The organism is Bordetella pertussis 18323 (genome assembly GCF_000306945.1).
Lineage (GTDB): Bacteria > Pseudomonadota > Gammaproteobacteria > Burkholderiales > Burkholderiaceae_B > Bordetella > Bordetella pertussis.
This window is the reverse complement of sequence record NC_018518.1, coordinates 382,042-406,919: the sequence shown is the minus strand read 5'-3', so window position 1 is coordinate 406,919 and position 24,878 is coordinate 382,042. Positions and strand designations below refer to the sequence as shown.

The 24,878-nt window shown below is 68.0% G+C and carries 22 protein-coding genes and 5 pseudogenes; 19 read left to right on the top strand and 8 right to left on the bottom strand.

Annotated features, from left to right (window positions below):
- Window positions 1-396: 396 nt before the first annotated feature.
- The 3 genes from BN118_RS02030 (at window position 397) to BN118_RS02020 (ending at window position 3,547) form a co-directional block, all read left to right on the top strand.
- Complete coding sequence (locus tag BN118_RS02030; RefSeq protein ID WP_014905462.1) at window positions 397-1,329, top strand: 3-hydroxyacyl-CoA dehydrogenase family protein; 933 nt, start codon at window positions 397-399, stop codon at window positions 1,327-1,329.
- A gap of 111 nt (window positions 1,330-1,440) precedes the next feature.
- Window positions 1,441-2,790 (top strand): short-chain fatty acid transporter, encoded by a 1,350-nt coding sequence (locus BN118_RS02025; RefSeq protein WP_010929693.1) that lies wholly within the window; start codon window positions 1,441-1,443, stop codon window positions 2,788-2,790.
- A 31-nt stretch (window positions 2,791-2,821) separates the two neighbouring features.
- Window positions 2,822-3,547 carry an SDR family NAD(P)-dependent oxidoreductase gene (locus tag BN118_RS02020; protein WP_010929694.1) on the top strand — a complete coding sequence of 242 codons (726 nt, stop codon included), beginning with the start codon at window positions 2,822-2,824 and terminating at the stop codon, window positions 3,545-3,547.
- A 50-nt stretch (window positions 3,548-3,597) separates the two neighbouring features.
- Here BN118_RS02020 and BN118_RS02015 read toward each other — a convergent pair whose 3' ends face one another.
- The gene (locus tag BN118_RS02015; protein WP_010929695.1) at window positions 3,598-4,449 is read right to left on the bottom strand and encodes an IclR family transcriptional regulator; all 852 of its coding nucleotides are present in this window, start codon (window positions 4,447-4,449) and stop codon (window positions 3,598-3,600) included.
- 129 nt (window positions 4,450-4,578) lie between these two features.
- Between BN118_RS02015 and BN118_RS02010 the strand changes: the two genes are divergently transcribed.
- The 6 genes from BN118_RS02010 to BN118_RS01985 are packed head-to-tail and all read left to right on the top strand — an operon-like array spanning window position 4,579 to window position 8,434.
- Complete coding sequence (locus BN118_RS02010) at window positions 4,579-5,265, top strand: 3-oxoacid CoA-transferase subunit A (protein ID WP_010929696.1); 687 nt, start codon at window positions 4,579-4,581, stop codon at window positions 5,263-5,265.
- On the top strand, window positions 5,265-5,909 hold the full coding sequence (locus BN118_RS02005; RefSeq protein WP_003819086.1) for a 3-oxoacid CoA-transferase subunit B: 645 nt from the start codon (window positions 5,265-5,267) through the stop codon (window positions 5,907-5,909). Before BN118_RS02010 ends, BN118_RS02005 begins: the two co-directional genes overlap by 1 nt.
- A gap of 56 nt (window positions 5,910-5,965) precedes the next feature.
- Entirely contained in the window at window positions 5,966-6,241 is a 276-nt protein-coding gene (catC, locus tag BN118_RS02000) for a muconolactone Delta-isomerase (RefSeq protein WP_003807674.1), read from the top strand.
- Between the two features lie 25 nt (window positions 6,242-6,266).
- A complete protein-coding gene (locus BN118_RS01995; RefSeq protein WP_003807672.1) occupies window positions 6,267-6,563 on the top strand; it encodes a YciI family protein in 297 nt (98 codons plus the stop codon).
- A 45-nt stretch (window positions 6,564-6,608) separates the two neighbouring features.
- Window positions 6,609-7,388, top strand: coding sequence for a 3-oxoadipate enol-lactonase (gene pcaD, locus BN118_RS01990; RefSeq protein WP_010929697.1), 780 nt, complete (start codon window positions 6,609-6,611; stop codon window positions 7,386-7,388).
- A gap of 5 nt (window positions 7,389-7,393) precedes the next feature.
- Window positions 7,394-8,434 (top strand): cyclase family protein, encoded by a 1,041-nt coding sequence (locus BN118_RS01985; protein WP_023853200.1) that lies wholly within the window; start codon window positions 7,394-7,396, stop codon window positions 8,432-8,434.
- 104 nt (window positions 8,435-8,538) lie between these two features.
- On the opposite strand, the gene BN118_RS01980 is transcribed toward BN118_RS01985, so the two are convergent.
- The 6 genes and pseudogenes from BN118_RS01980 to BN118_RS01955 all read right to left on the bottom strand — a co-directional run bounded on the left by BN118_RS01980 (window position 8,539) and on the right by BN118_RS01955 (window position 14,148).
- Complete coding sequence (locus BN118_RS01980) at window positions 8,539-8,862, bottom strand: PsiF family protein (protein WP_010929699.1); 324 nt, start codon at window positions 8,860-8,862, stop codon at window positions 8,539-8,541.
- 156 nt (window positions 8,863-9,018) lie between these two features.
- Window positions 9,019-9,969: an IS481-like element IS481 family transposase gene (locus BN118_RS01975; protein ID WP_010930742.1), complete on the bottom strand. Its 951-nt coding sequence runs from the start codon at window positions 9,967-9,969 to the stop codon at window positions 9,019-9,021.
- A gap of 96 nt (window positions 9,970-10,065) precedes the next feature.
- A pseudogene (locus BN118_RS01970) lies at window positions 10,066-10,872 on the bottom strand (3-hydroxyacyl-CoA dehydrogenase NAD-binding domain-containing protein); the annotation flags it as partial.
- An 83-nt stretch (window positions 10,873-10,955) separates the two neighbouring features.
- A pseudogene (locus BN118_RS01965) lies at window positions 10,956-12,180 on the bottom strand (CaiB/BaiF CoA transferase family protein).
- Between the two features lie 112 nt (window positions 12,181-12,292).
- Complete coding sequence (locus tag BN118_RS01960; RefSeq protein ID WP_014905461.1) at window positions 12,293-13,441, bottom strand: acyl-CoA dehydrogenase family protein; 1,149 nt, start codon at window positions 13,439-13,441, stop codon at window positions 12,293-12,295.
- A 44-nt stretch (window positions 13,442-13,485) separates the two neighbouring features.
- Window positions 13,486-14,148, bottom strand: coding sequence for a TetR/AcrR family transcriptional regulator (locus BN118_RS01955; protein WP_003817794.1), 663 nt, complete (start codon window positions 14,146-14,148; stop codon window positions 13,486-13,488).
- A 113-nt stretch (window positions 14,149-14,261) separates the two neighbouring features.
- Between BN118_RS01955 and BN118_RS01950 the strand changes: the two genes are divergently transcribed.
- Together BN118_RS01950 and BN118_RS01945 are read left to right on the top strand one after the other, a co-directional pair.
- Complete coding sequence (locus BN118_RS01950; RefSeq protein ID WP_010931397.1) at window positions 14,262-15,254, top strand: NAD(P)H-dependent flavin oxidoreductase; 993 nt, start codon at window positions 14,262-14,264, stop codon at window positions 15,252-15,254.
- A complete protein-coding gene (locus tag BN118_RS01945) occupies window positions 15,251-15,982 on the top strand; it encodes an enoyl-CoA hydratase-related protein (RefSeq protein ID WP_014905460.1) in 732 nt (243 codons plus the stop codon). Before BN118_RS01950 ends, BN118_RS01945 begins: the two co-directional genes overlap by 4 nt.
- Before the next feature lie 79 nt (window positions 15,983-16,061).
- Here the strand turns inward: BN118_RS01945 and BN118_RS01940 are convergent, their stop codons facing one another.
- The gene (locus BN118_RS01940; RefSeq protein ID WP_003815315.1) at window positions 16,062-16,883 is read right to left on the bottom strand and encodes an enoyl-CoA hydratase/isomerase family protein; all 822 of its coding nucleotides are present in this window, start codon (window positions 16,881-16,883) and stop codon (window positions 16,062-16,064) included.
- An 88-nt stretch (window positions 16,884-16,971) separates the two neighbouring features.
- Here BN118_RS01940 and BN118_RS01935 point away from each other — a divergent pair, with 88 nt between their 5' ends.
- The 8 genes and pseudogenes from BN118_RS01935 to BN118_RS21305 all read left to right on the top strand — a co-directional run.
- Complete coding sequence (locus tag BN118_RS01935; protein ID WP_010931396.1) at window positions 16,972-17,835, top strand: NAD(P)H-hydrate dehydratase; 864 nt, start codon at window positions 16,972-16,974, stop codon at window positions 17,833-17,835.
- 126 nt (window positions 17,836-17,961) lie between these two features.
- Complete coding sequence (locus BN118_RS01930; protein WP_003815317.1) at window positions 17,962-18,198, top strand: hypothetical protein; 237 nt, start codon at window positions 17,962-17,964, stop codon at window positions 18,196-18,198.
- 297 nt (window positions 18,199-18,495) lie between these two features.
- A pseudogene (locus BN118_RS01925) lies at window positions 18,496-20,124 on the top strand (ABC transporter substrate-binding protein).
- Window positions 20,125-20,172: 48 nt separating this feature from the next.
- Window positions 20,173-21,216 (top strand): M14 family metallopeptidase, encoded by a 1,044-nt coding sequence (locus BN118_RS01920; protein WP_014905459.1) that lies wholly within the window; start codon window positions 20,173-20,175, stop codon window positions 21,214-21,216.
- Window positions 21,217-21,274: 58 nt separating this feature from the next.
- Window positions 21,275-22,252, top strand: a complete 978-nt coding sequence (locus BN118_RS01915; RefSeq protein WP_014905458.1) for an ABC transporter permease — start codon at window positions 21,275-21,277, stop codon at window positions 22,250-22,252.
- Window positions 22,253-22,259: 7 nt separating this feature from the next.
- Window positions 22,260-23,180, top strand: a complete 921-nt coding sequence (locus BN118_RS01910; protein ID WP_014905457.1) for an ABC transporter permease — start codon at window positions 22,260-22,262, stop codon at window positions 23,178-23,180.
- Window positions 23,177-24,022 (top strand): annotated as a pseudogene (locus tag BN118_RS21310) (ABC transporter ATP-binding protein); the annotation flags it as partial. The gene BN118_RS01910 and the pseudogene BN118_RS21310, both read left to right, overlap by 4 nt.
- A pseudogene (locus BN118_RS21305) lies at window positions 24,008-24,877 on the top strand (ABC transporter ATP-binding protein); the annotation flags it as partial. The pseudogenes BN118_RS21310 and BN118_RS21305, both read left to right, overlap by 15 nt.
- Window position 24,878: the final 1 nt, after the last annotated feature.

The following is a 24,878-nucleotide window of genomic DNA, read 5'->3' as shown; positions in this document are numbered from 1 at the left end:
CATGGAGAGCGACACCAGCGGCAAGAGCGCCTGTCCCCACGGGGACAGGCGCTCTGTCATGCGCCATGAACACCCCAGCGCTCCGGGTGCCTGTCCCCGCGGGGACAGGCACGCTGCCGCACGCCATCGACGCTTGACCGCCCGCACCGGTACAGGCTCGCGATCACGTGATGGCGCGCCCACCTGATGGACGCTCCCTTGGCCTGATTTGTCCGCCATCTGGATTCTTAGTACTATCCCGAAATAAATTCTATATGCGCACAAATGTTCGTATGTAAAACACAAAGATTTTTCTGGCTGCGACACAGGAAGGCACCCTACGGAAGAGACGCCCGGCCTGCCGGACGCCGCCGGGCAGCCCGAGACACGCCGCGGCTTCATCCGAGTGAGCATGCAATGGATAACCCCATCCAGAATCTGGCGGTCGTCGGCGCGGGCGCCATGGGCAGCGGCATCGCTGCCCTGTTCGCCTCCAAGGGCTTCGACGTGGTGCTGATCGACCCGATGGAAGGCGCACTGACGCGCGCCGCCCAGGTCATCGAACGGCAACTGGGCGTGTACGCGCCGGACGCCATCGCGCCGGCCATGCAGCGCATCCGCATGGACGCCGGCCTGAAAGCGGCCTGTTCGGCGCAGCTGGTGATCGAGGCGGTGCCGGAAAAACTGGCGCTCAAGCGCGACATCTTCGCCCGGCTCGACACCCTGTGCGATCCGCAGGCCATCTTCGCCACCAACACTTCCGGCCTGTCGATCAACGACATCGCCCAGGCCGTCACGCGCCGCGACCGCTTCGTCGGCACCCACTTCTTCACGCCGGCCGATGTGATCCCGCTGGTGGAGGTGGTGCGCAACGACGATACGTCCGAGCAGACCGTGGCGCGGGTCATGGACATGCTGCGCGCCGGCGGCAAGCGGCCGGTGCTGGTACGCAAGGATATTCCCGGCTTCATCGCCAACCGCATCCAGCACGCCCTGGCGCGCGAAGCCATCTCCCTGCTGGAAAAAGGCGTGGCGAGCGCCGAGGACATCGACGAAGTCGTCAAGTGGAGCCTGGGCATCCGCCTGGCGCTGTCCGGCCCGCTGGAGCAGCGCGACATGAATGGCATCGACGTGCACTACGCGATCGCCAGCTATCTCTACCAGGATCTCGAAAACCGCACCACGCCGTCCGAACTGCTCGAGAACAAGGTGCAGGCAGGCGAACTGGGCGCCAAGAGCGGCCAGGGCTTCTATGCCTGGCCGCCCGAGCGCCGCGAGCGCGTGCTGCGCGACAAGAGCGCCGCGCTGGCCGAACTGGCCGCCTGGCTCGAGAACAGAAAGCCGGTTTGACCGCTGCATCCCCCCAGCCTTGCCGCCCGCATTCCGGGGCCTGTCCCCGCGGGGACAGGCCCCCCATACCACGCAAACGCAACGCCTTACCAAGAATATGTAGGAAGCACCATGAATAAACTCACGTCCTTTTTCACGGAGCTGATGCGCAAGTATCTGCCCGATCCATTCGTTTTCGCGATCGCGCTGACCCTGTTGACCGTGCTGATGGCTTTCGGCATCGAAGGCCAGCCGCTGGACCAGATCACCCGTGAATGGGGCAAGGGATTCTGGAGCCTGCTGGCCTTCACCACCCAGATGGCCGTCATCCTGGCCATGGGCTATGTGCTGGCCACCGCGCCGCTGACCGACCGCCTGCTCGACCGCATCGTCAGCCACGTGCACCAGCCGCGCACCGCCATCATTGTCGCGACCCTGGTCGGCGGCGTCGGCAGCTACCTGAACTGGGGGTTCGGCCTGGTGATCGGCGGCGTGGTCGCCAAGAAACTGGCGCTGAAGGTCAAGGGCGTGCACTACCCGCTGATCATCGCCGCCGCCTACAGCGGCTTCACGATGTACGGCCTGGGCCTGTCGGCCAGCATCCCGGTGCTGGTCACCACGCCCGGCCATCCGACGGCCGACCAGATGGGCGTGATTCCGCTGTCGGAAACCATTTTCTCGCTGCCCATGCTGATCACCAGCCTGGTGATCATCGTCACCTTGCCGCTGCTCAACGCCTGGCTGCACCCCAAGCAGGGCGAACAGGTCGTCGAAGTGGACCCGGCCATCGACCAGAGCAGCGCGCCGGCCAAGACCGCCGACGAGCTGACCGCCGAGGATACGCTGGCCAGCCGCCTGAACAACAGCCGCATCCTCAGCCTGCTGATCGGCCTGCTGGGCATCGCCTATGTGGTGTTCTACTTCATGGACGGCAAGTCGCTGGACCTGAACCTGATCAACTTCATCATCCTGTTCCTGGGCATCATCCTGCTGGGCACCCCCGCGGCCTATGTGGCCAAGCTGAACGAAGGCATCAAGACCATCTCCGGCATCATCCTGCAGTACCCCTTCTATGCGGGCATCATGGCCATCATGGCCATCATGGCCGGCTCCGGGCTGGTGGCCACCATTTCCAAGGTGTTCGTCGACGTCGCCTCGCCGGGCAGCCTGCCGTTCTGGGGCCTGATCAGCTCGTTCGTCATCAACTTCTTCGCGCCCTCGGCCGGCGGCCACTGGGTGATCCAGGGCCCGTTCATGATCGACGCCGCCAAGGAGATCGGCAGCGCGCTCAACCAGACCACCATGGCCGTGATGCTGGGCAACGCCTGGAACGACCTGGTGCAGCCGTTCTGGATCCTGCCCGCCCTGGCGCTGTCGAAGCTGAAACTGCGCGACGTGATGGGCTATACCGTCATCATGATGCTGTGGGTCGGCGTCATCCACATTGCCGCGGTGCTTGCCTGGGGTTACCTGACCCACTGACGCCGCCGCGCCTTCCTTACGGAGCCCAGCCATGAAACCCACCGCCTACCTGGTCACCGGCGCCTCGTCCGGCATCAGCGCGGCCATCGCCCGCGCCCTGCTCGATGCCGGCCACCGTGTCGTCAACATCGATTACCGCCTGCCCGCCGATGCGCCGCAAGGCCTGGCGTCGTACCAGGCCGACCTGACCGATGAAGCGCAGACGCTGGCCGTCGCCAGGGAAGTGACCGAGGCCTACGACATTGTCGGGCTGGTCAACAACGCTGGCGCCACGCGCCCGGGCACCGCCGACACCGCGACCCTGGCCGATCTCGACTACGTCGTTGCGCTGCATCTGCGCACGGCCATGATCCTGGTCCAGGCGGCGCTGCCGGCCATGCGCGCGGCGGGCTACGGCCGCATCGTCAACATGTCCTCGCGCGCGGCGCTGGGCAAGCCCGAACGGGTGGTTTATTCGGCGACCAAAGCCGGGCTGATCGGCCTGACGCGCACCCTGGCCATGGAGCTGGGAGGCGACGGCATCACGGTCAACGCCATCGGCCCGGGCCCCATCGCCACCGAGCTGTTTCGCAACAGCAACCCCGAAGGCGCGCCGCGCACGCAGCGCATCATCGACAGCATCGTGGTCAAGCGGCTGGGCACGCCCGAGGACGTGGCGCGCGCCGCGATGTTCTTCCTGTCGCCGGACAACGGCTTCGTGACCGGCCAGGTGCTCTATGTGTGCGGCGGCACCACGCTGGGCGTGGCGCCCGTCTGAACGCGGCCATGGCTCCTGCCCGCCTGCTCGCGCATCGCGCGCGCGCCGCCTCAGCGGCGCCGCAGCGCCTGGTTGATGTGCTCGGCCGCGCTGCGCAACGGCGGCAGGAAAGCCTGCAGCATCTCTTCGCGCGAGTACCGGTTGGCATGGCCGCTGACGTTCATCGCGCCGATGACGCGCCCGCCCCGGTCGACGATGGGCACCGCCACCGATTGCAGGCCGGGCTCCAGCTCCTGCACCACGCAGGCGTAGCCGTCGGCGCGCACGCCCGCCAGGATCCGCTTGAGTTCGGCGCGGTCGACCACGGTGGCCGGCGTGTAGGGTTGGATCTGGCTTTCGTCCAGCAGGCGATCCTGCTCGGCCTCGGGCAGCCCGGCCAGCAGCACGCGGCCCATCGAGGTGACCCAGGCCGGCAGCCGGCTGCCCACCGCCAGGTTGATGGTCATGACCTTGTGCGTCGACAGCCGCAGGATGTAGACGATGTCCACCCCATCGAGCACCGAGACTGAGCACGATTCGCGCGTGGTCTCGGCCACCTCTTCCATATAGGGCAGGGCCAGGTCCCACAGCGGCGTAGCCGACAGGTAGGCATAGCCCAGCTCCAGGATGCGCGGCGTCAGGGTGAAGCGCCGGTCTTCCTGGGCGACGTAGCCCAGGCTTGCCAGCGTCAGCAGGATGCGGCGCGCCCCGGCGCGCGTCAGCCCCGTGGCGGCGGCCACCTCCGACAGGGTCATCTGCGGGCGCTGCGGACCGAAGGCACGGATCACGGACAGGCCGCGCGCAAACGATTGCACATAGCTGACGCCGGGTTGCTGGGGTACTTGCTCGACCATGGAACCTGTATGCAGAAGGTGGAAATGCAGCCGCTCGGAACGCGCGCCATTGTAGAGGCGCGAGGCCATTTCGCCGGCCGGCCGCGCCGCGGCCAGGCGCCTTGACACCCCCTGACCACCATGAAACGATGTTCTTCAGAAGAACGGTTGTTCTGATATAGAACAAATTATCACACGCCACCTCTACCGACGATACCCATGATTTCCAAGCTCGTTGCTACCGCGGCCGACGCCCTGGCCGACGTCCCGGACGGCGCCACCGTCATGATTGGCGGCTTCGGCACCGCCGGCCAGCCCATGGAACTGATCGACGCCCTGCTCGAGCAGGGCGCCAAGGACCTGGTCATCATCAACAACAACGCCGGCAACGGCACCACCGGCCTGGCCGCGCTGCTGGGCGCCGGGCGGGTGCGCAAGATCATCTGCTCGTTTCCGCGCCAGGTCGATTCGCAGATCTTCGACGGCCTGTACCGCGCCGGCAAGCTGGAGCTCGAACTGGTGCCGCAGGGCAACCTGGCCGAGCGCATCCGCGCCGCGGGCGCCGGCATCGGCGCCTTCTTCACGCCCACCGGCTACGGCACGCCGCTGGCCGACGGCAAGGAAACCCGCGAGATCAACGGCCGCCAGTACGTGCTGGAGTACCCGCTGCACGCCGACTACGCCCTGATCCAGGCCGAACGCGGCGACCGCTGGGGCAACCTGGTGTACCGCAAGACGGCGCGCAACTTCGGCCCCATCATGGCCAGCGCGGCGCGCGTGGCCGTGGCGCAGGTGCGGCAGGTGGTCGAGCTGGGACAGCTCGACCCCGAGGCCGTCGTCACGCCCGGCATTTTCGTCAAACGAGTGGTGCAAATCGACGCCCCGCGCGGCGCCAAGGAGCAGTAATGAGCAGCAAGCTGACCCGCGACGAAATCGCCGCCCGCGTCGCGCAGGACATCCCCGAAGGGGCCTATGTCAACCTGGGCATCGGCCTGCCCACGCTGGTGGCCAACCACCTGCCCGCCGACCGCGAAGTCATCCTGCACACCGAGAACGGCATGCTGGGCATGGGCCCGGCGCCGGCCAAGGGCCAGGAAGACTACGACCTCATCAACGCCGGCAAGCAGCCGGTCACCGAACTGCCCGGCTGCTCGTTCTTCCACCATGCCGATTCGTTCGCCATGATGCGCGGCGGCCACCTCGACATCTGCGTGCTGGGCGCGTTCCAGGTGTCGCAGCAGGGCGACCTGGCCAACTGGCACACCGGCGCGCCCGACGCCATCCCCGCCGTGGGCGGCGCTATGGACCTGGCCATCGGCGCCAAGGATGTCTTCGTCATGATGGAACTGCAGACCCGCGACGGCCAGAGCAAGCTGGTGCAGGCCTGCACCTACCCGCTGACCGGCGTGCGCTGCGTCTCGCGCGTCTATACCGACATGGCGGTGTTCGACCTGCGGGCCGGCCAGATCACCGTGACCGACCTGTTCGGCGACACCACGCGCGAGCAGTTGCTGGCGCTGACCGGCCTGCCGCTGAAGTTCGCCGACTGAACGCCCATTGCGCCCCGGCCGGCGGCCGGGGCTTTTACCGATCGAAGGAGTTCCCCATGCTGTTCATGGTTCAAATGCAAGTCAACCTGCCGCCCGACATGCCCGCCGAGCGCGCCGACAAACTGAAGGCCGACGAAAAAGCCCTGGCCCAGCAGATGCAGCGCGATGGCAAGTGGCGCCACCTGTGGCGCGTGGCCGGCCGCTACGCCAACGTCAGCATCTTCGACGCCGCCGACAACGACGAGCTGCACCAGATGCTGTCGGCGCTGCCGCTGTTCCCGTACATGGACATCCAGGTTACCGCGCTGGCGCGCCACCCGTCCGCGATCTGATCGCCCACTCCCTCAGGAAACCGCCATGCCCTACATCATCGAGACCTTCGACAAGCCCGGCAGCCTGGCCGTGCGCCAGCAGCACCGCAATGCGCACCTGCAGTTCCTCGACCAGCACAAGCACCTGCTGCTGGCCTGCGGCGCCAAGCTGGACGACGACGGCAAGGACCTCGGCGGCGGCCTGTACGTAGTGGATGTCGACACGCGCGCCGCCGCCGAGCAGTTCATCCAGGCCGACCCGTTCCACCTGGCCGGGCTGTTCGAGCGGGTCGCGATCACCCGCTGGCGCAAAGCCTACGTCGACGGCACCTCCTATCTGTAATTGTCTGCCTGCCCAGGGCGGGCAGGCCCCGCTTCAGGAATCACCATGTCTTACGCCGACCTCAGCCAGGCGCGCCTGTATTACGTCATCGACGGCCCCGCCGACGCCCCCGTGCTGGTACTGTCCAACTCGCTGGGTACCTGCGCCGATATGTGGGCGCGCCAGATCCCCGAACTGAGCCGCCGCTTCCGCGTCCTGCGCTACGACACGCGCGGCCACGGCAAATCGTCCGTACCCGATGGCGAGTACAGCTTCGCGCAGCTGGGCGGCGACGTCGCCGAACTGCTGGAACACCTGCGGATCGAACGCGCGCACTTCTGCGGCCTGTCGATGGGCGGCCCCACCGGCATGTGGCTGGCGCTGGAACGCCCCGAGCTGATCGACCGCCTGGTCCTGTGCAATACCGCCGCGCGCATCGGCAGCGCCGAGGGCTGGAGCGCGCGCATCGCCGCAGTGCGCCAGGACGGGCTGGAAACCATGGCGCCCGGGCTGGTCGAACGCTGGCTGACGCCGCAATACCGCGCCGCCGAACCCGGCCTGGTCCAGGTCCTGGTCGACATGCTGCGCCGCATCCCCGACGCCGGCTACATGGCCAATTGCGCGGCGCTGCGTGACGCCGACCTGCGCGAACGCGTCGCCGCCATCCGCGCCCGCACGCTGGTCATCAGCAGCACCCACGACCTGGCCGCCACGCCGCAGGACGGCAAGGCGCTGGCCGCCGCCATCCCCGGCGCGCGCTATGTCGAGCTCGACACCTCGCATATTTCCAACTGGGAGCAACCGGAAGCCTTCACGCGCGCGCTGACCGGCTTCCTCACGGAGTGAACGGCATGCAACGCTGGAAACAACGGCCGCCCGGTTCGAACTGGGGCGACTTCGGCCCGGACGACCAACTGGGCCGCCTGAATCTGATCACGCCGGCCGAAGTGCTCAAGGCGGCGCAGGAAATCCGCGCCGGCCGCAGCTTCTGCCTGTCGCTGCCGCTGGACCTGCCCGGCGGCAACGTGCTCAACCCGCGGCGCCATCCGCCGCAGCTCAGCCCCACGCGCCTGCAGGACACGCCATACGTGAACTTCCCGCTGCGCAATATCAACCCCGACGCGGTCGATGTGCTCAGCGACGACCAGGTGCTGCTATCGATGCAGTACTCCACGCAATGGGATTCGCTGGCCCACGTCGGCGCGCTGTTCGACGCCGACGGCGACGGCCGCGCCGAGCTGTGCTATTACAACGGCTACCGCGCCGGCATCGACATCGTCGGGCCGGCCGACGCCGACCACGCCGGTTGCGGCTGCAATACCGGCGGCCCCTCGTCCGCGCTCAAGCTGGGCATCGAGAACCTGGCCCAGCACAGCGTGCAGGGCCGCGGCGTGCTGCTGGACCTGGCGCGCCACTACGGCGCCGGACGCACCCTGGTGGGCTACAAGGAACTGACGCAGGCGCTGGCGGCAGACGGCATCGAGATCGAGTCCGGCGACATGCTGGTGCTGCGCACCGGCTACGCCAAAGCCGTGGTCGGCATGAACGGCAAGCCCGACGCCGACGTGCTGCATCAATATGGCGCCGCGCTGGACGGCACCGACGCCGAACTGCTGCAGTGGATCACCGACAGCGGCATCGCCGCCATCTGCGCCGACAACTACGCGGTCGAGGCCTACCCCGCGCGCGAACGCCAGGGCCCGCGCGCCATGCTGCCGCTGCACCACCACTGCCTGTTCAAGCTGGGCCTGCCGCTGGCCGAACTGTGGTACCTCAAGGACCTGGCCGAATGGCTGCACGCCAACGGCCGCCACCGCTTCATGCTGACCGCGCCGCCGCTGCGCCTGCCCCATGCCATCGGCTCGCCGGTGACGCCCGTGGCGACAGTGTGACCATCGGGTGCCTGTCCCGGTGGGGACAGGCACCGCAGTCAGCGTCTGTCTGAAGTCGGCGCGTGCCTGTCCCCGTGCGGGGACAGGCACGCGGGGATGAGGCTTCAGCTTTTCCCCGAAAGGCAGGTGCTCATGTAGGCCTTGCGCTTCTTGCCGGTCAGGGCCTGTTCGGAGGCGCGCGAGTTGCAGTCTTTCATGCGCTGCTGCTGCGGGGTCAGTTTGTTGGCGGGCTCTTCGCCCTTGAGGCAACTGCTCATGTAGGCCTTGCGCTCGTCGCCGGTCTTGCCGGTTGCCGACTTGTTGCATTCGGCCATGCGTTTTTGCTGTGGCGTCAGTTCCTTGCTGGCCGAGGCCTGGGCCCAGGCGGCCGTGGAACAAAACAGGGACACAAGAGTACAAGCAGCAAACTTGCTCACGCGGGAAATCATGGATTCCTCCCTGGAGCCGCCCGGCTCGCACAGCCTTGCGCGGCGGCCCTATGCGCCGGCGCCCGTCGGCCGGCTTCCAATGATCTGCCAAACCGATGCGCGTAGCAAGTTCCCTGCTGGCGCATTGCGGCACAAGTGGCCACCAATGTTTACGGCCTAGGTGTGAACTGTCAATAGGTTGTATTCGTCCAGGTTGAGTCTGGAGATGGGTACAGCGCGCCCGATGCCTTGGTGGGGTCGATGCCAGTTGTAGTGGTGTAGCCAGGATTTCATGGCATCGGCTCGGTGTTGGGAGTTCTGGTAGGTGTGAGCGTAAGCCCACTCACGCAAGGCCGACTGGATGAAGCGTTCGGCCTTGCCATTGGTCTGTGGGCGGTAAGGTCGGGTAAAGCGGTGCTTGATGCCCAGCTCATGGCACAGCGCGGCGAAGGCGCGGCTGCGAAAGGCCGAGCCATTGTCGGTGAGCAAGCGCTGGATGGTCACGCCCAGGCGCTGGTAGTAGGCCACTGCGTCCTTGAGGAACTGGACGGCGCTGGGGAAGCGCTCGTCGGGGTGGATGTCGGTGAAGGCCACGCGGGCGTGGTCATCGATGGCCACGAAGACGAAGTCCCAGCCGGCCCCCTCAACGGTATCGCGTCGGTTGCCCGTGACCCGGTGGCCAGGGCGCTGGATACGTCCCAGCTTCTTGATGTCGATGTGCAGCAGATCGCCGGGGGCCTGATGCTCGTAGCGCACCACCGGCTCGGCCGGCTCCAGGTCGGCCAGGTGCGACAGACCGGCGCGGGCCAGGACGCGGCTGACGGTGCTGGCTGACACGCCCAGCGCCTGGGCGATGCGCGCTTGGGTCAGCCGCTTGCGGCGCAGCTCCACGATAGCCAGCGCCTTGGCCGGCGCAATCGCTCGGGGCGAGACCGTCGGGCGCGAGGACGCATCGGCCAAGCCCGCCTGGCCCTGAGCCAGGAAGCGGCCCAGCCATTTGCGCACAGTCGGCGCGGTGACCCCATAGGCGCGGGCCGCTTCAGACACACAAACTTGATGGGCGATCAATTGCTGGACCATTTCGAGTCGACGTAGGAAGGTCAATCGGGCATGCTTATGGGTGTTCATCCGGCCGGGCTCCTTGAGTGAACTGGGGGGGTGGCGATTTCCAGTTTCTCAAATCCGGTTCGGATGAACCATGCATACAACCTATTGAATCTTCACAGCTAGCCGCACGGTCGTGATGGGCGACGGCCGGAAGCGCGGCTCGTCGAAGAACTGCCGGTAGATCGATTCCATCACCGGATGCGAGACATCCAGCGCGGTCAGGTCCAGCAGTTCGAACGGGCCCATGCGGAAACCGGCCTGTTCGCGCATGATGGCGTCGATCTGGTCGAACGGCGCCACGGCCTCCTGCGCCACCCGCAGGCCTTCGGTGTTCATGCCCCGGCCGGCGTGGTTGACGATGAAACCGGGCATGTCCTTGGCCCGCACCGGCGTATGGCCCATGCGCCGCGCCAGCTCGGCCAGCGCATCGCCCACGGCGGGATCGCTGCGCAGGCCGTCGATCACCTCGACCACCTTCATCAGCGGCACCGGGTTGAAGAAGTGATAGCCGACCACGCGCTGCGGGCGCTTGCACGCCGCCGCAATGGCGGTGATCGACAACGACGACGTGTTCGAGGCCAGCACGCAGTCGGCCGCCACGATTTCTTCCAGCGCCGCGAACAGGTCGCGCTTGACGTCCAGCCGCTCGATCACCGCCTCGATGACCAGCTGGCAATCGGCCAGATCGGCCAGCGCCGCCGCCGGCGCGATGCGCGCCAGCGCAGCCTGGGCGTCGGCCTCGCTCAGCTTACCCTTCTGGGCCAGCTTGTCCCAGGTTTGACGCAACGCGTCGCGCGCCGCTTCCACCGCGGCGGCGTTGGTGTCGTACAGCCGCACCAGCACGCCGGCCTGCGCGGCGATCTGGGCAATGCCACGCCCCATGGCGCCGGCGCCCACGATGCCGATAGTCTGGATCTCGCTCATTCTTTGCTCCTGCCTGGTTCAAGTATGGTGGACGCCGCGCCCGCCACGCCTGCGCGCGGCGGCGAACGGCGCCCAGGTATCGGTCAGCCCTGTCCCGCGGCCAGGGCCTGGATTTCGGTCTCGGACAGCCCGAGGCGCTCGCTGAGCACCTGGCGGGTGTGCTCGCCCAGCAGCGGCGGCGCGCGGCGGTACTCGACCGGGCTGTCGGAGAACCGCAGCGGACTGCTGGCGGTCGGCACGGTGCCGGCGCTCGGGTGCGGCAGCTCGCGCCTGATCTGGCGGGCCACCACCTGCGGGTCTTCGAAGACCTGGTCCAGCGTATTGATGGGCCCGGCCGGCACGCCGGCGCTTTCCAGCGCGGCCAGCCAGACATCGCGCTCGCCGGTGGCCATGCGCTCGGCCAGCAGCGGCACCAGCTCGTCGCGGTTCTGCACCCGCTGCGGATTGGTGGCAAAGCGCGGATCGTCGGCCAGTTCGGGCAGGTCGATCACGCGGCAATAATTGCGGAACTGGCTGTCGTTGCCCACCGCCACGATCAGGTGGCCGTCGCTGACCGCGAACACCTGGTAGGGCACCAGGTTCTGGTGTGCGTTGCCGGCGCGGCGCCTTGCCGGAAGTCATGTAATTGAGATTCTGGTTGGCCAGCATGGCCACCTGGCAATCGAGCAGGGCCATGTCGATATGCTGGCCCAGCCCGCTGCGGTTGCGCTCGTGCAGCGCGGCCAGGATGCCGACCGTGGAATACATGCCGGTCATCAGGTCGGTCACCGCCACGCCCGCCTTCTGCGGGCCGCCGCCGGGCAGGTCGTCGCGCTCGCCGGTGATGCTCATCAGGCCGCCCATGCCCTGGATCATGAAATCGTAGCCGGGGCGGCTGGCATACGGGCCGGTCTGGCCGAAGCCCGTGATCGAGCAATAGATCAGGCGCGGGTTGATGGCCTTGACGCTTTCGTAGTCCAGCCCGTACTTGCGCAGGCCGCCGACCTTGAAGTTCTCGACCAGGATGTCGCATTGCTGCGCCAGCTCGCGCACCAGCTCCGCCCCGCGCGGCGTGGCGATGTCCAGCGCCACCGACAGCTTGTTGCGGTTGGCCGAGAGGTAGTAGGCCGCCTCGGTGGTGTCGTTGCCGGCCGCATCCTTCAGATAGGGCGGCCCCCAGGCGCGCGTGTCGTCGCCCGCGCCGGGCCGTTCGATCTTGATGACTTCCGCACCCAGGTCGGCCAGGTTCTGGGTACACCAGGGGCCCGCCAGCACGCGGGTGAGATCCAGCACGCGAATGCCGGTCAGGGGAGCAGGACGTTGCGACATGTCGGTAGAAAGAAAGAGCCAGGAGAAGCAGGCATATTAGCCCCTGGCGCCAGGCGGCAAGTTTTGTTTTCGGCACGTTGTTGTGCGCGGCGCGCACAACAACGCGGCTGCGCTACGCGTACGCCTTGAGGGTTTCGCGCGCGATGACCAATTGCTGGATCTGGCTGGTGCCCTCGAAAATGCGGAACAGGCGGACATCGCGGTAGAAACGCTCGACCGCGTACTCGGAGATATAGCCCGCGCCGCCGTGGATCTGCACCGCCCGGTCGGCCACGCGCCCGACCATCTCGGTGGCGTACAGCTTGCTGCAGGCCGCCTCCATCGTCACGTTCTGGCCCAGGTCGCGCTTGCGCGCGGCGTCCAGCACCATCGAACGCGCCGCGTACAGCTCGGTCTGGCTGTCGGCGATCATCGCCTGCACCAGCTGGAACTCCGCGATCGGCTGGCCGAACTGCTTGCGCTCGAGCGCGTAGCGCACCGCATCGCGCACCAGCCGCTCGGCGATGCCCACGCACAGCGCCGCGATATGCAGCCGCCCCTTGTCCAGCACGCGCATCGAGGTGCGAAAGCCCGTGCCCTCCTTGCCGCCCAGCAGCGCCTCGGCCGGCACCCGGCAATTGTCGAACACCACGTCGCAGGTCAAGGCGCCGGCCTGGCCCATTTTCTTGTCCGGCTTGCCCAGCGTCACGCCCGGCGTGCCGGCCTCGACCAGGAAGCACGAGATCGAATCGGCGCGGCGCTCGGGCGCGGTGCGCGCCATGACCGAGAACAGCCCGGCGACCGGCGCATTGGTGATGAAGCGCTTGGTGCCGTTCAGGACATAGTGGTCGCCGTTGCGGACCGCGCTGGTGCGCAGCGCCATGGCATCCGAGCCGGCGTCCGGCTCGGTCAGGGCGAACGAGCCGATCAGCTCGCCGCTGGCCAGCTTGGGCAGAAAGCGCTGGCGCTGGTCGTCGGTGCCGGCCAGCACGATGGATTGCGAACCGATGCCGATATTGGTGCCGGCCAGCGACCGGAAAGCCGGCGAGGTCTGCCCCAGCTCGAACACCACGCGCACTTCCTCTTCCATGGTCAGGCCCAGCCCGCCATAATCCGCGGCGATCGACAGGCCGAACAGGCCCAGGTCGCGCATTTCCTGGACGATCTCGTCGGGAATGCGGCCGGTTTCGGCCAGCTCGTTCTCGGCCGGGACCAGCCGGTCGTTGACGAAGCGGCGTACCGCGTCCAGCAACAGGTTCAGGGTTTCATTGTCCAGCGCCATGATGCACCTCGAGGGAATATAAAGTGGGATGGGCCCGCGCGGCGTCAGATGCGCAGGCCGTTGAAAAGCAAGTCGTAGTAGCCGTCGGCGATCTGCTCGGCGCTGTCGCCCTGGCCAGGCTTGTACCAGCGCACCATCCAGTTCAGCATCGACAGCACCGCGCGGCCGGTGGCCGCCACGTCCAGCCGGCGCAGCGTCCCCGCGGCCATGCCCTGCTCCAGCAGGTCGCGCAGCAGTTGTTCGTAGCGGTCGCGCAATTGCGCGGCGTCGGCGCGCTCGGGCAGCGCCATGCCGGAATAGCCGATCAGCATGGTCACGAATTGCTCGTGATGGCGCGCGAAATAGCGGGCATGCCCCACCATGAAGGCGCGCAGCCGTTCGCAGGCCTCGTGCTGGCGCTCCACCTCGCGGGTCACGGCCTGCAGCAGGCCGGCCAGCGTTTCCAGGATGATGGCGTCGTAGATGTCCTGCTTGGTCGGGAAATAGTGATAGAGGGCGGCCTTGGACACCCCGATGGCCGCGGCCAGGTCGGCGACTGAGCTGTTTTCGTAGCCGCTGCGGGCGAACAGGCGCGCGGCCTCCTCGAGAATGCGCTCGCGCGGCGCGGCCAGCGTGGGCGGGCGGCCGGCGCGCGCGCGCTTCGGAGCAGGGGCAGGAGCATCGGCCATGGCGTTATCCTGGCGGGCAAGGCGCGCCCCCGCCTGCATTGACAGGGGCTGGCCGCTTGCCGTTAAATGGGTTCATCAATTAATTACCGGACGACTGGTAAGTAATTATAGGCACAGATTACCCCCGCGCTCAACAACTGGAATCGCCCCACATGAACGCACGAGACACCGCCATGCCCCATCCCGTGGTTGCCGAGCTGTACGCCAGCATGACCCTGCCCGTGGTCTGCTCGCCCATGTTTATCGTCTCCAACCCCAAGCTGGCGATCGCGCAATGCGTCAGCGGCGTCATGGGGTCGTTTCCCGCGCTCAATGCGCGCCCCCAATCGCTGCTGGGCGACTGGCTCGACGAAGTCGAGGCCGGCCTGGCCGAACACCGCCGCGCGCATCCGGACGGCATCGTGGCGCCCTACGCGGTCAACCAGATCATCCACCAGTCGAACGACCGGCTCGAACACGACCTGGACGTGTGCGCCCGCCACCGGGTGCCCTACATCATCACCAGCCTGCGCGCGCCCGGCGACCTGGTTGCCGGCGTGCATGCCTGGGGCGGCAAGGTCTTCCACGACGTCACGACCGTGCGCCACGCCGAGAAGGCCCTGGAGGCCGGCGTCGACGGCCTGATCCTGGTGTGCGCCGGCGCGGGCGGCCACGCCGGCACGCTCAGCCCGTTCGCGCTGGTCTCCGAAGTACGGCGCTTCTACGATGGGCCGCTGGTACTGTCCGGCGCAATCACCTCGGGCCAGGGCATCCTGGCGGCGCTCGCCACGGGGGCCGACTTCGCCTATATGGGTACGCGCTTCATCGCGACCGCCGAGGCCAATGCCTCCGAGGCCTACAAGCAGGCCATCGTCGACGCGAGCGCGTCCGACGTGCTGTACACGCCTTTTTTCACCGGCATTCCCGGCAACTACCTGAAAGCCAGCATCGTGGCCGCCGGCCTGGACCCGGCCGACCTGCCGGCTGCCGAGGCGGCCTCGTCCAACTTCGGCACGACGCGGGCCAAGCCCTGGAAGGACATCTGGGGCGCCGGCCAGGGCGTAGGCGGCATTGCCAGCGTGCTGCCGGCGCGCGAGCTGGTCGCGTCGCTGCGCGCCGAGTATGCCCAGGCACAGGCGCGGCTGGGCGCGCGCAACCTGGGATGAACAGCCTGCTGACCGAGCGCGACGCAGCCGTGCTCACCCTGACCATCAACCGCCCCGAACGGCGCAATGCGCTGGATACCGCCACCTACGACGCGCTGGCGGCGCAGCTGCGCGCCGCCGACGCCGGCCTGGCCGCGGTCATCCTGACCGGCGCCGGCGACCATTTCACCGCCGGCAACGACCTGCGCGACTTCCAGGCCGAGCGTGCGGCCGGCGACAGCCCGGCCCTGCGCTTCCTGCGCGCGCTGGTCGATACCGACGTGCCGGTGCTGGCCGCCGTGGAAGGACATGCGGTCGGCGTGGGCGTCACGCTGCTGCAGCACTGCGATTTCGCCTTCGCGGCCGGCACCGCCCGGCTGCGCATGCCGTTCGTGGCGCTGGGGCTGTGCCCGGAAGGGGCTTCCAGCCTGCTGCTGCCCCGGCTGGCCGGCATGCGCAAGGCCGCCGAATGGCTGTTGCAAGGGCGCGCCTTCGACGCGGCCGAGGCGCATGCCGCCGGGCTGCTCACCGGCGTCACCGAGCCGGGCCAGGCCCTGGCAGCCGCGCGGGCCGTCGCCGCCGACCTGGCCGCGCAGCCGCGCCAGGCGCTGCGCGTAAGCAAGCGCATGCTGCGCCAGGCCGACCGCGCCGCGATCCACGCCACGCTCGACCACGAGGCCGAACAGTTTCGCGAGCGCCTGCGCAGCCCCGAAGCCCAGCAGGCTTTCGCCCGCTTTTTCAACAAGTAGCCCGGCCGCACGCCGGGTGCCGGCGCCCGTCCCGATGCGCGGCGGGAAGGCGCCTGTCCCCACGGGGACGGACGCCCCCTTACCGGAAGTCCGGCGCGCGCTTCTCGCGCAGCGACTTGATGCCTTCGTGCACGTCGGGCCCGGCAAAACCCATGAACTCCAGGGCCAGCGACGTATCGAACGACGGGCCCGCCATGCGCAGCCAGTTGTTCAAGGCGTACTTGGTCCAGCGAATGGCGGTTTGCGAGCCGGCCGCCAGGCGGCCGGCCACTTCGAAGGCCTTGGACAGCAGTTCGGCGCGATCCACGCACAGCGACACCAGGCCGATGCGCTCGGCCTCCTCGCCGCTGACCGCGTCGCACAGCAACAGGTAGTACTTGGCCTTGGCCATGCCGCACAGCAGCGGCCAGACGATGGCGGCATGGTCGCCGGCAGCCACCCCCAGCCGGGTATGGCCATCGATGATGCGCGCATCGCGAGCCGCGATCGAGATATCGGCCAGCAGCCCCGCCACCAACCCCGCGCCGACCGCCGCGCCATGCATGGCCGAGACGATGGGCTTGTTGCAGTTGATGATGTTGTAGACCAGGTCGCGCGCCTCGCGCCAGACCCGGGTGCGCACCTCGAAATCCTCGGCCATCTGCTGCACCAGCCCCAGATCGCCGCCGCCCGAGAACCCATTGCCTTCGCCACGGATCACCACCACCCGGGTCTGGTCGTCGGTATCGATATCGCGCCACACATCGGCCAGCTCGCGGTGCAGGCGCTCGTCGGCGGTGGACAACTTGCCGCTGGCGTCCTTGGCGCCCATGACCAGCTCCAGGATGCCCTCCGGATGGCGGCGGATGCGCAAGGCCCGGTAGCGGGCATAGTGCTCGGGATTGGTGTCTGTTTCACTCATGTTTTGTCTCCATCGGGCGTGGCCGGCCGGCCCGGCTTTGGGGCACTATAGTGGAAAGCGGCACCGCCGCCCGCCGGAGTTTCACCGCATGGACACCCCTACCTCCTCCTCCCTGCCGGCCATCGAGCGCCAGCACCTGCCCGCCCTGTTCGCCGCCCGGCCCACCGACGCCCACAAGGGCAGTTGCGGCACCCTGGGCGTGATCGGCGGCGGCCCCGGCATGGTGGGCGCCGCGCTGCTGGCCGCCCGCGCCGGACTGAAAGTGGGGGCCGGCAAGGTATTGGTCGGCCTGGTCGCCGACACCCCGCCGCTGCCCTGCGACCCCATGCAGCCCGAACTGATGCTGCGCGATTTCCGCGGCCTGCTGGAAGCGGGCCTGGGCATCGACGCCTGGACGGCCGGCTGCGGCTGCGGCATGGACGCGCTGGCCGCCAACGCCCTGTCCGAACTGTTCCAGCTGCGCGGCGACGCCGCGCTGGTGCTCGACGCGGACGGCCTGAACCTGCTGGCCGCCGGCGCCGTGCAGGCGCGCTGGGGCGATGCCCCGGTCGTCCTCACGCCCCACCCGGCCGAGGCGGGCCGGTTGCTCGGCCTGTCCACCGAGGCCGTGCAGGCGGACCGGCCCGGCGCCGCCCGGGCGCTGGCCGCGCGCTACGGCGCCTGGATCGTGCTCAAGGGCGCGGGCAGCATCGTCTGCGACCCCGCCGGCGCCTGCCGGATCAACCGCACCGGCAACCCGGGGCTGGCCACGGCGGGTACCGGCGACGTGCTGGCGGGCATCCTGGGATCCCTGCTCGCCCAGCGCATCGCGCCCGAGCAGGCCGTGCCTGGCGCGGTGTGGCTGCACGGCGCCGCCGCCGACGCCCTGGTGACGCACGGGGTCGGACCCATCGGCCTGACCGCCGGCGAACTGGCCGACAGCGCCCGGCGCCTGCGCAACAGCCGCGCCTAAGTGATTGAAACGGCTGAAAAAGGCGTTTTTGCAACACCCTAGGGTAAACCCTGAATTTCGCTTGCCAAACACCTAGGGTTTTCCCTATAATGGCTTACACCTAGACGAAACGTACTGGAGTAAGCCATGAGCGACTTGACCCTTAGCCACAACGCCCGCCTGACCGATTCGCTGGAGCGTGAACTGCTGCGCGGCGCTATGGAAGACCAATCGAACACCATCCGCCCGCTGGCCGCCGTGAAGGCTGCCGCCGTCGGCGTCGGCCGCGGTGTGCGCGCCGTGTTCGCCTTCATCGACGAAGTCAACGAATCGATGAACCGCGCCCGCGCCCAAAGCGCCCACTACACCGGCTCGCAGTGGTAATCGGCTGACCGCTGGTTCCGGCCCGCAAGCAGTCACGCGGCCGGAACCGGTCTTGCCTCCCGCCGGGCCTGCCTCGGCCGGCGGATGGCAGGCGACGCCGTTGCCTCCCTCGCGGCGCCGCCGCGTTGCGTCTGGCCTGTCTGGCAGACGCGACGTTTCTTCCGTCCCCCTTCCCCGCAGCTCCCCCTCCCCGCCGACAATATCCCGGGCCCACGCGCCCATTGGCTGTCGCATCGCGTTGACAATGCGCGATCCGGCTACCGATAATCGCGCCGGTATCCACCCGGAGTTGTCACCATGAAGTTGCGCACCACTTTGGCCCTGCTGGCCGCCAGCGCCGGCCTGGCGGCCGTGCCCGGCAGCGCATCGGCACAGTCGCTGAAAATCGCCCTGTCGTCCGAACCCACGTCCGCCGACCCCCACTATCACAAGCAAACGCAGAACGACGCGTTCTCGGTGCACGTCTACAGCTCGCTGATCGGCCGCGATGCCGACATGAAGCTGGTTCCGGCGCTGGCGTCCTCGTGGAAGAACCTGGACGACCTGACCTGGGAATTCAAGCTGCGCGACGACGTCAAGTTCTCCAACGGCAAGCCGTTTACGTCCGAGGACGTGCTGTTCACGATCTGCCGCACGCTGAACAACGAAACCAACGTTTCGCAGTCCTACATGGACACCACCAAGCGCATCGCGGACGTGCAGACGCCCGACGCGCACACCGTCATCATCAAGACGGCCGCGCCGCTGCCGCTGCTGCCGGCCGAGCTGGCGCGCTCGCTGCCCATCGTGTGGAACGGCATCGTCGAACACGGCAAGCTGACGTTCAACCCGAAGGAAGGCTGCGGCGTGACCGGCCCGTAGCCGACCGTCGCCGACTTCAACAACGACAAGGACGCCATCGGCACCGGCCCGTACAAGCTGAAGTCGTACGTCAAGGGCACCGGCATCGAGCTGGAGCGCAATGACAATTACTGGGGACCGAAGCCGTACTGGAAGGACGTGAAAATGGTGCCGGTACCCAACGCGGGCCCGCGCCTGACCGGCCTGCTGTCGGGCGACTTCGATGTGATCGAAAACCCGGCCGCGCGCGACCTGCCGCGCATCAAGAGCAACCCGCAGTTCGGCTTCGTGGCCACGCCCTCGATCCGCCTGATCTTCTTCCAGCCCGATGTGGGCCGCAACCCCAGCCCGCTGGTCAAGAGCGCCGATGGCAAGAACCCGCTGCAGGACCTGCGCGTGCGCCAGGCGATCTCGATGGCCATCGACCGCAAGACCATTGTCACGCGCCTGATGGACGGCATCGCCACGCCGGCCTACCAGTACATGCCCGACGGCATGTTCGGCGGCGTGCCCAACGCCCCCGAGATCAAATACGACCCGGAAGGCGCCAAGAAGCTGCTGGCCGAGGCCGGCTACGCAAACGGCTTCGAGCTGACGATTTCCACGCCCAACGACCGCTACGTCAACGACGGCCAGATCGCCCAGGCCGTGGCGCAGTACCTGTCGCGCGTGGGCATCAAGGCCAATGTCGACGCCATGACGGCCTCGCTGTACTTCCCCAAGCGCGCCAAGCGCGAGTTCAGCTTCTCGATGGGCGGCTGGCCGGCTGAAGTCGGCGAAGCCTCGGCGCTGTTCCAGCTGTGGGTGGCGTCGCTGGACTCGCCCAGGAGCCTGGGCACCAGCAACTATGGCGGTTTCTCCAATGCCAAGTTCGACAAGGTGTTCACCGAGGCCCTGGTGACGGTGGACGTCGCCAAGCGCGAGAAGCTGCTGCAGCAATCGACCCAGATCGCGCTGGACAACGTGCCGCTGATCCCGCTGCACTTCGAAAGCAGCATCTGGGCTTTCCGCAAGGGCCTGACGTACGAAGGCCGCCGCGACCAGTTCACGCTGGCCATGTCGGTCAAGCCCGCCGACCAGAAGTAGGCATGAAGCCGGACGGGTTCGTTCCGTCCGCGCGACAGGGGCGCCGCCATGCGGCGCCCCTACGCATTTCAGCGGGCCGTAGTTGTAACCCCTATACAATTTGAGCCGCTTTCCGGAGTTGCCATGTCCCCGCCCCCCGCCGTCGCCGCCGTCCGCCCGTTCGAACTCGCCTGTCCCAGGCTGGACGCCGAGCGCGTGGGCAACGGCGCCACGCCCGGGGTCTGGCACTTCGATGCGGGCCTGCCGGGCCGCCACGTGCTGCTGACAGCGCTGATCCACGGCAATGAGCTGTGCGGCGCCTGGGCGCTGAAGGACGCGCTGGCAGCCGGCCTGCGGCCGCGCCGCGGCAAGCTGACGCTGGCATTCTGCAACCTGGCGGCGTTCGACCGCTTCGATCCGCTGAACTACGCGCCGGCGCGCTTCGTCGACGAAGACATGAACCGGGTCTGGAGCGCCGACAAGCTGGCGTCGCCCGACACGCAGGAGCGCCGCCGCGCGCGTGCGCTGCTGCCATGGGTGGAGCAGGCCGACTGGCTGCTGGATTTCCACTCGATGAGCAATGCCGACGAGCCGCTGCAGCTGACCGGCACCCAACCGCGCAATATCGAGCTGGCGCTCAAGCTGGGCAACCCGGCCCATCTGGTCGCCGATGCGGGACACGCGGCCGGCGTGCGCCTGCGCGACTACGGCCGCTTCGGCGCCGAAGGCGAGAACGGCACGCGCTCGCTGCTGATCGAATGCGGCTTTCACGGCGCGCCGGCCAGCCGCACGGTTGCGCGGGACATCCTGGCGCGCTTCCTGCTGGAGGCCGGCACCCTGGCAGCCGACGATATCCCCCCCGGCTGGCTGGCCGACGCGGCGCCGCGCCAGCGCGCGCTGCGCGTCACGCATGCGGTGGCCGCGCGCAGCGCGGATTTCCGCTTTGCCCAGCCGTGGCAGGGACTGGAACGGATTGCGCGCGCCGGCACGGTGATCGGCTGGTCCGATGGCGAGCCGGTCGCCACGCCTTACGATGATTGCGTACTGATCATGCCCTCGCTGGCGAACCTGCGCCCGGGCGTGACCGTGGTGCGCCTGGCCCAACCTATCTGACCGGCCGGGCCGGCGACGGCCGGACCGGTCTTTCGAAGACCACCAAGGAATCCATAACGTGGCCTTGTTCATCCTGCGCAGGCTCATACAAAGCCTGTTCGTCCTGCTGGCCGTCTCGGTCGTGGTGTTCTTCGCGGTGTACGCCGTGGGCGACCCGATCGAATTGCTGGTCAGTCCCGAGGCCAGCGCGGAGGCGCGCCAGGCCATGATCGCGCGCCTGGGCCTGGACCTGCCGGTATGGCAGCAGTACGGCAACTTCCTCTGGCGCGCCCTGCATGGCGACCTGGGCAACTCGTTCGTCCACGGCATCCCCGCCATCTCGCTGATCCTGCAGCGCATCCCGGCCACGTTCGAGCTGGTGCTGGTCGCCATCGTCCTGACCTGTACCATCGGCATTCCGCTCGGCCTGGTGGCCGGCCTGCATCGCGACCGGCCGCTGGGCCGCGGCATCATGGCCACCTCGGTGCTGGGATTCTCGCTGCCCAATTTCTGGCAGGGCATGATGCTGATCCTGCTGTTCTCGGTCTGGCTGGGCTGGCTGCCCGCCTCGGGGCGCGGCGACACCGCCAACCTGTTCGGCGTGCCGCTGTCCATCCTGACGCTGGACGGCTGGTCGCACGTCATCATGCCGGCCATCAACCTGGCGGTCGCCAACGTGGCGCTGGTGCTGCGCCTGACCGCCTCGAGCGTGGTCGAGGCGCAATCGCAGGAGTACGTGAAGTTCGCCCGCGCCAAGGGCATCAAGCCCGGCCGCATCGTGCGCCGCCACATCCTGCGCAACATCCTCATCCCGGTCGTTACCGTCATCGGCATGGAATTCGGCCACCTGATCGCGTATTCGACGATCACCGAAACCGTCTTCGCCTGGCCCGGCATGGGCAAGCTGCTGATCGACAGCGTCTACCAGCTCGACCGCCCCGTGGTGGTGGCCTATGTCATGCTGGTCACGCTGATCTTCGTCGTCATCAACCTGGTGGTCGACATACTCTACGCCGCGCTCGATCCGCGCGTGCAACTGGTCGCCCCCGCACAGTAGGTCAGACATGGCAAATCCCCCGAGCAACGGCCGCACGCGCACCGTCCATCCCCTGTCGGAGACGCCGCGCCGCGCCCAGATCCTGAAGAAGCTGCACAGCCGCCCCACCGTGCGCGGTTCGGTCATCGCGCTGCTGGCGCTGGTGGCGCTGATCCTGCTGGCGCCGTACTTCGCGCCGCAGAATCCCTACGACCTCGCCAGCCTGAACCTGCTCGACGGCCGCCTGCCGCCGCGCTCGCCCACCATGGACGGCGGCTTCTACTGGCTGGGCACCGACGACCAGGGGCGCGATATGTTCAGCGCCATTCTGTACGGGTTGCGCATCAGCCTGCTGGTGGGCCTGACCGCGGTGGTGCTGGCCACCGCCATCGGCAGCCTGGTGGGCCTGCTGGCCGCCTATGCCGGCGGCGTGATCGACGCCGTCCTGATGCGCATCGTCGATTTCATCCTCGGTTTTCCCACCATCCTGGTGGCGCTGGTGCTGCTGGCCATGATGGGCCGCGGCGTGGACAAGGTGATCCTGGCGCTGGTGGTGGTGCAATGGGCGCACTATGCGCGCATCATGCGCGGCCGCGCCTTGCAGGAGCGCCGCAAGGAATATGTCGAGGCGGCCGCCAACCTGGGCTTTCCCGCCTGGCGCATCATGCTGTTCCACTTGCTGCCCAATTGCATGGCGCCGGTCATGGTGTTTGCCACCATCCAGATCGCCAACGCCATCGTGCTGGAAGCCACGCTGTCGTTCCTGGGCGTGGGCGTGCCGGTCACCGAGCCTTCGCTGGGCCTGCTCATCGCCAATGGCTTCCAGTACCTGCTGTCGGGCGACTACTGGATCAACCTGTTCCCCGGCCTGGCGCTGCTGCTGCTTATCCTCTCCATCAACATCATGGGCGATCGCCTCCGAGAAAGCCTGGACCCGCGACGAGCATGAAAGACATCCTCCTGGACGTGCGCGGCCTGCGCACCGCATTCCATACCGAAGCCGGCGCCTGGCCCGCCGTCGACGGCGTCGACCTGGTCGTGCGCCGCGGCGAAATCGTGGGGCTGGTCGGCGAATCCGGCTCGGGCAAATCGGTCACCGGGTTTTCGCTGCTGGGGCTGATCGACCCGCCCGGCGAAGTGGTCGAAGGCGAGATCCGCTTCAAGGGCAAGGACCTGCGCAAGCTGGGCGAAGAGCAGATGCGGCAGCTGCGCGGCAACCGCATCGCCATGATCTTCCAGGATCCGCTGATGACGCTGAACCCGGTGCTGCGCATCGGCGAACAGATGGCCGAAGCCATTCTCACGCATGAGAACGTCCCGCGCGCCCAGGCCATGGAACGTTGCCGCGAGGCGCTGGAGACGGTGGGCATTCCGTCGCCCGATAAGCGCCTGCGCAGCTTCCCGCACGAGTTCTCCGGCGGCATGCGCCAGCGCGTGGCGATCGCCATCGCCATGCTCAACAAGCCTGACCTGATCATCTGCGACGAACCCACCACGGCGCTGGATGTGACCATCCAGGGGCAGATCCTCTATCGCATGCAGGAAATCTGCCGCCAGCACGACACGGCGCTGATCTGGATCACGCACGACCTGGGCGTGGTGGCCGAGCTGGCCGACCGCGTCGCGGTCATGTATGCGGGCCGCATCGTCGAATCGGGGCCGGTGGACGCCGTGCTCGACGCGCCGCGCCACCCCTACACGCGCGGCCTGCTCGAATCGATGCCGGCGCAGACGCAGCCCGGCGCGCGCCTGCGCCAGATCGACGGCATGGCGCCGACGCTGTCGGCGCGCCGCGGCGAAGTGCTGGGCCTGGTGGGCGAATCCGGCTGCGGCAAATCGACCCTGGGACGGGTGGTCGCCGGCCTGCACCGCGAGAGCGCCGGCGAGCTGCTGTACCAGGGCCGCCCGGCGGCGCAACTGCGCGGCGCCGACCGGCTTGCCTATGTCCTGGGCGTGCAAATGATCTTCCAGGATCCGCAGGCCTCGCTCAACCCGCGCCAGCGCCTGCGCCAGATCCTGGCCGAAGCGCTCAAGGTGCACAAGCTGGCGCCGCCGGCCGAGATCCCGGCGCGGGTGGACCGCGCGCTGGCGGAGGTGGGCCTGGACCGCGAATACCGCGAGCGCTACTCGCACCAGATCTCGGGCGGCCAGCGCCAGCGCATCGGCATCGCCCGCGCCCTGATGGTCGAACCCCGGTTCCTCGTATGCGACGAACCGGTGGCGGCGCTGGATGTCTCCATCCAGGCGCAGGTCATCAATCTGTTCATGGACCTGCGCGAACAGCGCGGCCTGACGTACCTGTTCATCAGCCACGACCTGGGCGTGGTGCGCCATATTTCGGACCGGGTCGCTATCATGTACCTGGGCAAGATCGTCGAACAGGCCAGCTCGGCCGAGATCTTCGCCCTTCCGAACCACCCCTATACGCAGGCGCTGATGGCCGAAGTGCCCGACGTAGGCCGGCGCGGCCGGGTCTTCACGCCGATCCGCGGGGAGATCCCGTCGCCGCTGGACCCGCCGCCGGGCTGTACGTTCCACCCGCGCTGCCCGCATGCCATGCCGCGCTGCCGCGAACAGGCGCCGGTGCTGCGTGAAATCGCGCCAGGCCATGTTTCGGCCTGCCACCTGAACGACACCGCAAGCTGAA

Coding starts and splice junctions, on each gene's coding strand:
- BN118_RS02030 (WP_014905462.1), top strand. CDS start 397: ATGGATAACCCCATCCAGAATCTGGCGGTCGTCGGCGCGGGCGCCATG.
- BN118_RS02025 (WP_010929693.1), top strand. CDS start 1,441: ATGAATAAACTCACGTCCTTTTTCACGGAGCTGATGCGCAAGTATCTG.
- BN118_RS02020 (WP_010929694.1), top strand. CDS start 2,822: ATGAAACCCACCGCCTACCTGGTCACCGGCGCCTCGTCCGGCATCAGC.
- BN118_RS02015 (WP_010929695.1), bottom strand. CDS start 4,449: ATGGCCTCGCGCCTCTACAATGGCGCGCGTTCCGAGCGGCTGCATTTC.
- BN118_RS02010 (WP_010929696.1), top strand. CDS start 4,579: ATGATTTCCAAGCTCGTTGCTACCGCGGCCGACGCCCTGGCCGACGTC.
- BN118_RS02005 (WP_003819086.1), top strand. CDS start 5,265: ATGAGCAGCAAGCTGACCCGCGACGAAATCGCCGCCCGCGTCGCGCAG.
- catC (WP_003807674.1), top strand. CDS start 5,966: ATGCTGTTCATGGTTCAAATGCAAGTCAACCTGCCGCCCGACATGCCC.
- BN118_RS01995 (WP_003807672.1), top strand. CDS start 6,267: ATGCCCTACATCATCGAGACCTTCGACAAGCCCGGCAGCCTGGCCGTG.
- pcaD (WP_010929697.1), top strand. CDS start 6,609: ATGTCTTACGCCGACCTCAGCCAGGCGCGCCTGTATTACGTCATCGAC.
- BN118_RS01985 (WP_023853200.1), top strand. CDS start 7,394: ATGCAACGCTGGAAACAACGGCCGCCCGGTTCGAACTGGGGCGACTTC.
- BN118_RS01980 (WP_010929699.1), bottom strand. CDS start 8,862: ATGATTTCCCGCGTGAGCAAGTTTGCTGCTTGTACTCTTGTGTCCCTG.
- BN118_RS01975 (WP_010930742.1), bottom strand. CDS start 9,969: ATGAACACCCATAAGCATGCCCGATTGACCTTCCTACGTCGACTCGAA.
- BN118_RS01960 (WP_014905461.1), bottom strand. CDS start 13,441: ATGGCGCTGGACAATGAAACCCTGAACCTGTTGCTGGACGCGGTACGC.
- BN118_RS01955 (WP_003817794.1), bottom strand. CDS start 14,148: ATGCAGGCGGGGGCGCGCCTTGCCCGCCAGGATAACGCCATGGCCGAT.
- BN118_RS01950 (WP_010931397.1), top strand. CDS start 14,262: ATGAACGCACGAGACACCGCCATGCCCCATCCCGTGGTTGCCGAGCTG.
- BN118_RS01945 (WP_014905460.1), top strand. CDS start 15,251: ATGAACAGCCTGCTGACCGAGCGCGACGCAGCCGTGCTCACCCTGACC.
- BN118_RS01940 (WP_003815315.1), bottom strand. CDS start 16,883: ATGAGTGAAACAGACACCAATCCCGAGCACTATGCCCGCTACCGGGCC.
- BN118_RS01935 (WP_010931396.1), top strand. CDS start 16,972: ATGGACACCCCTACCTCCTCCTCCCTGCCGGCCATCGAGCGCCAGCAC.
- BN118_RS01930 (WP_003815317.1), top strand. CDS start 17,962: ATGAGCGACTTGACCCTTAGCCACAACGCCCGCCTGACCGATTCGCTG.
- BN118_RS01920 (WP_014905459.1), top strand. CDS start 20,173: ATGCGGCGCCCCTACGCATTTCAGCGGGCCGTAGTTGTAACCCCTATA.
- BN118_RS01910 (WP_014905457.1), top strand. CDS start 22,260: ATGGCAAATCCCCCGAGCAACGGCCGCACGCGCACCGTCCATCCCCTG.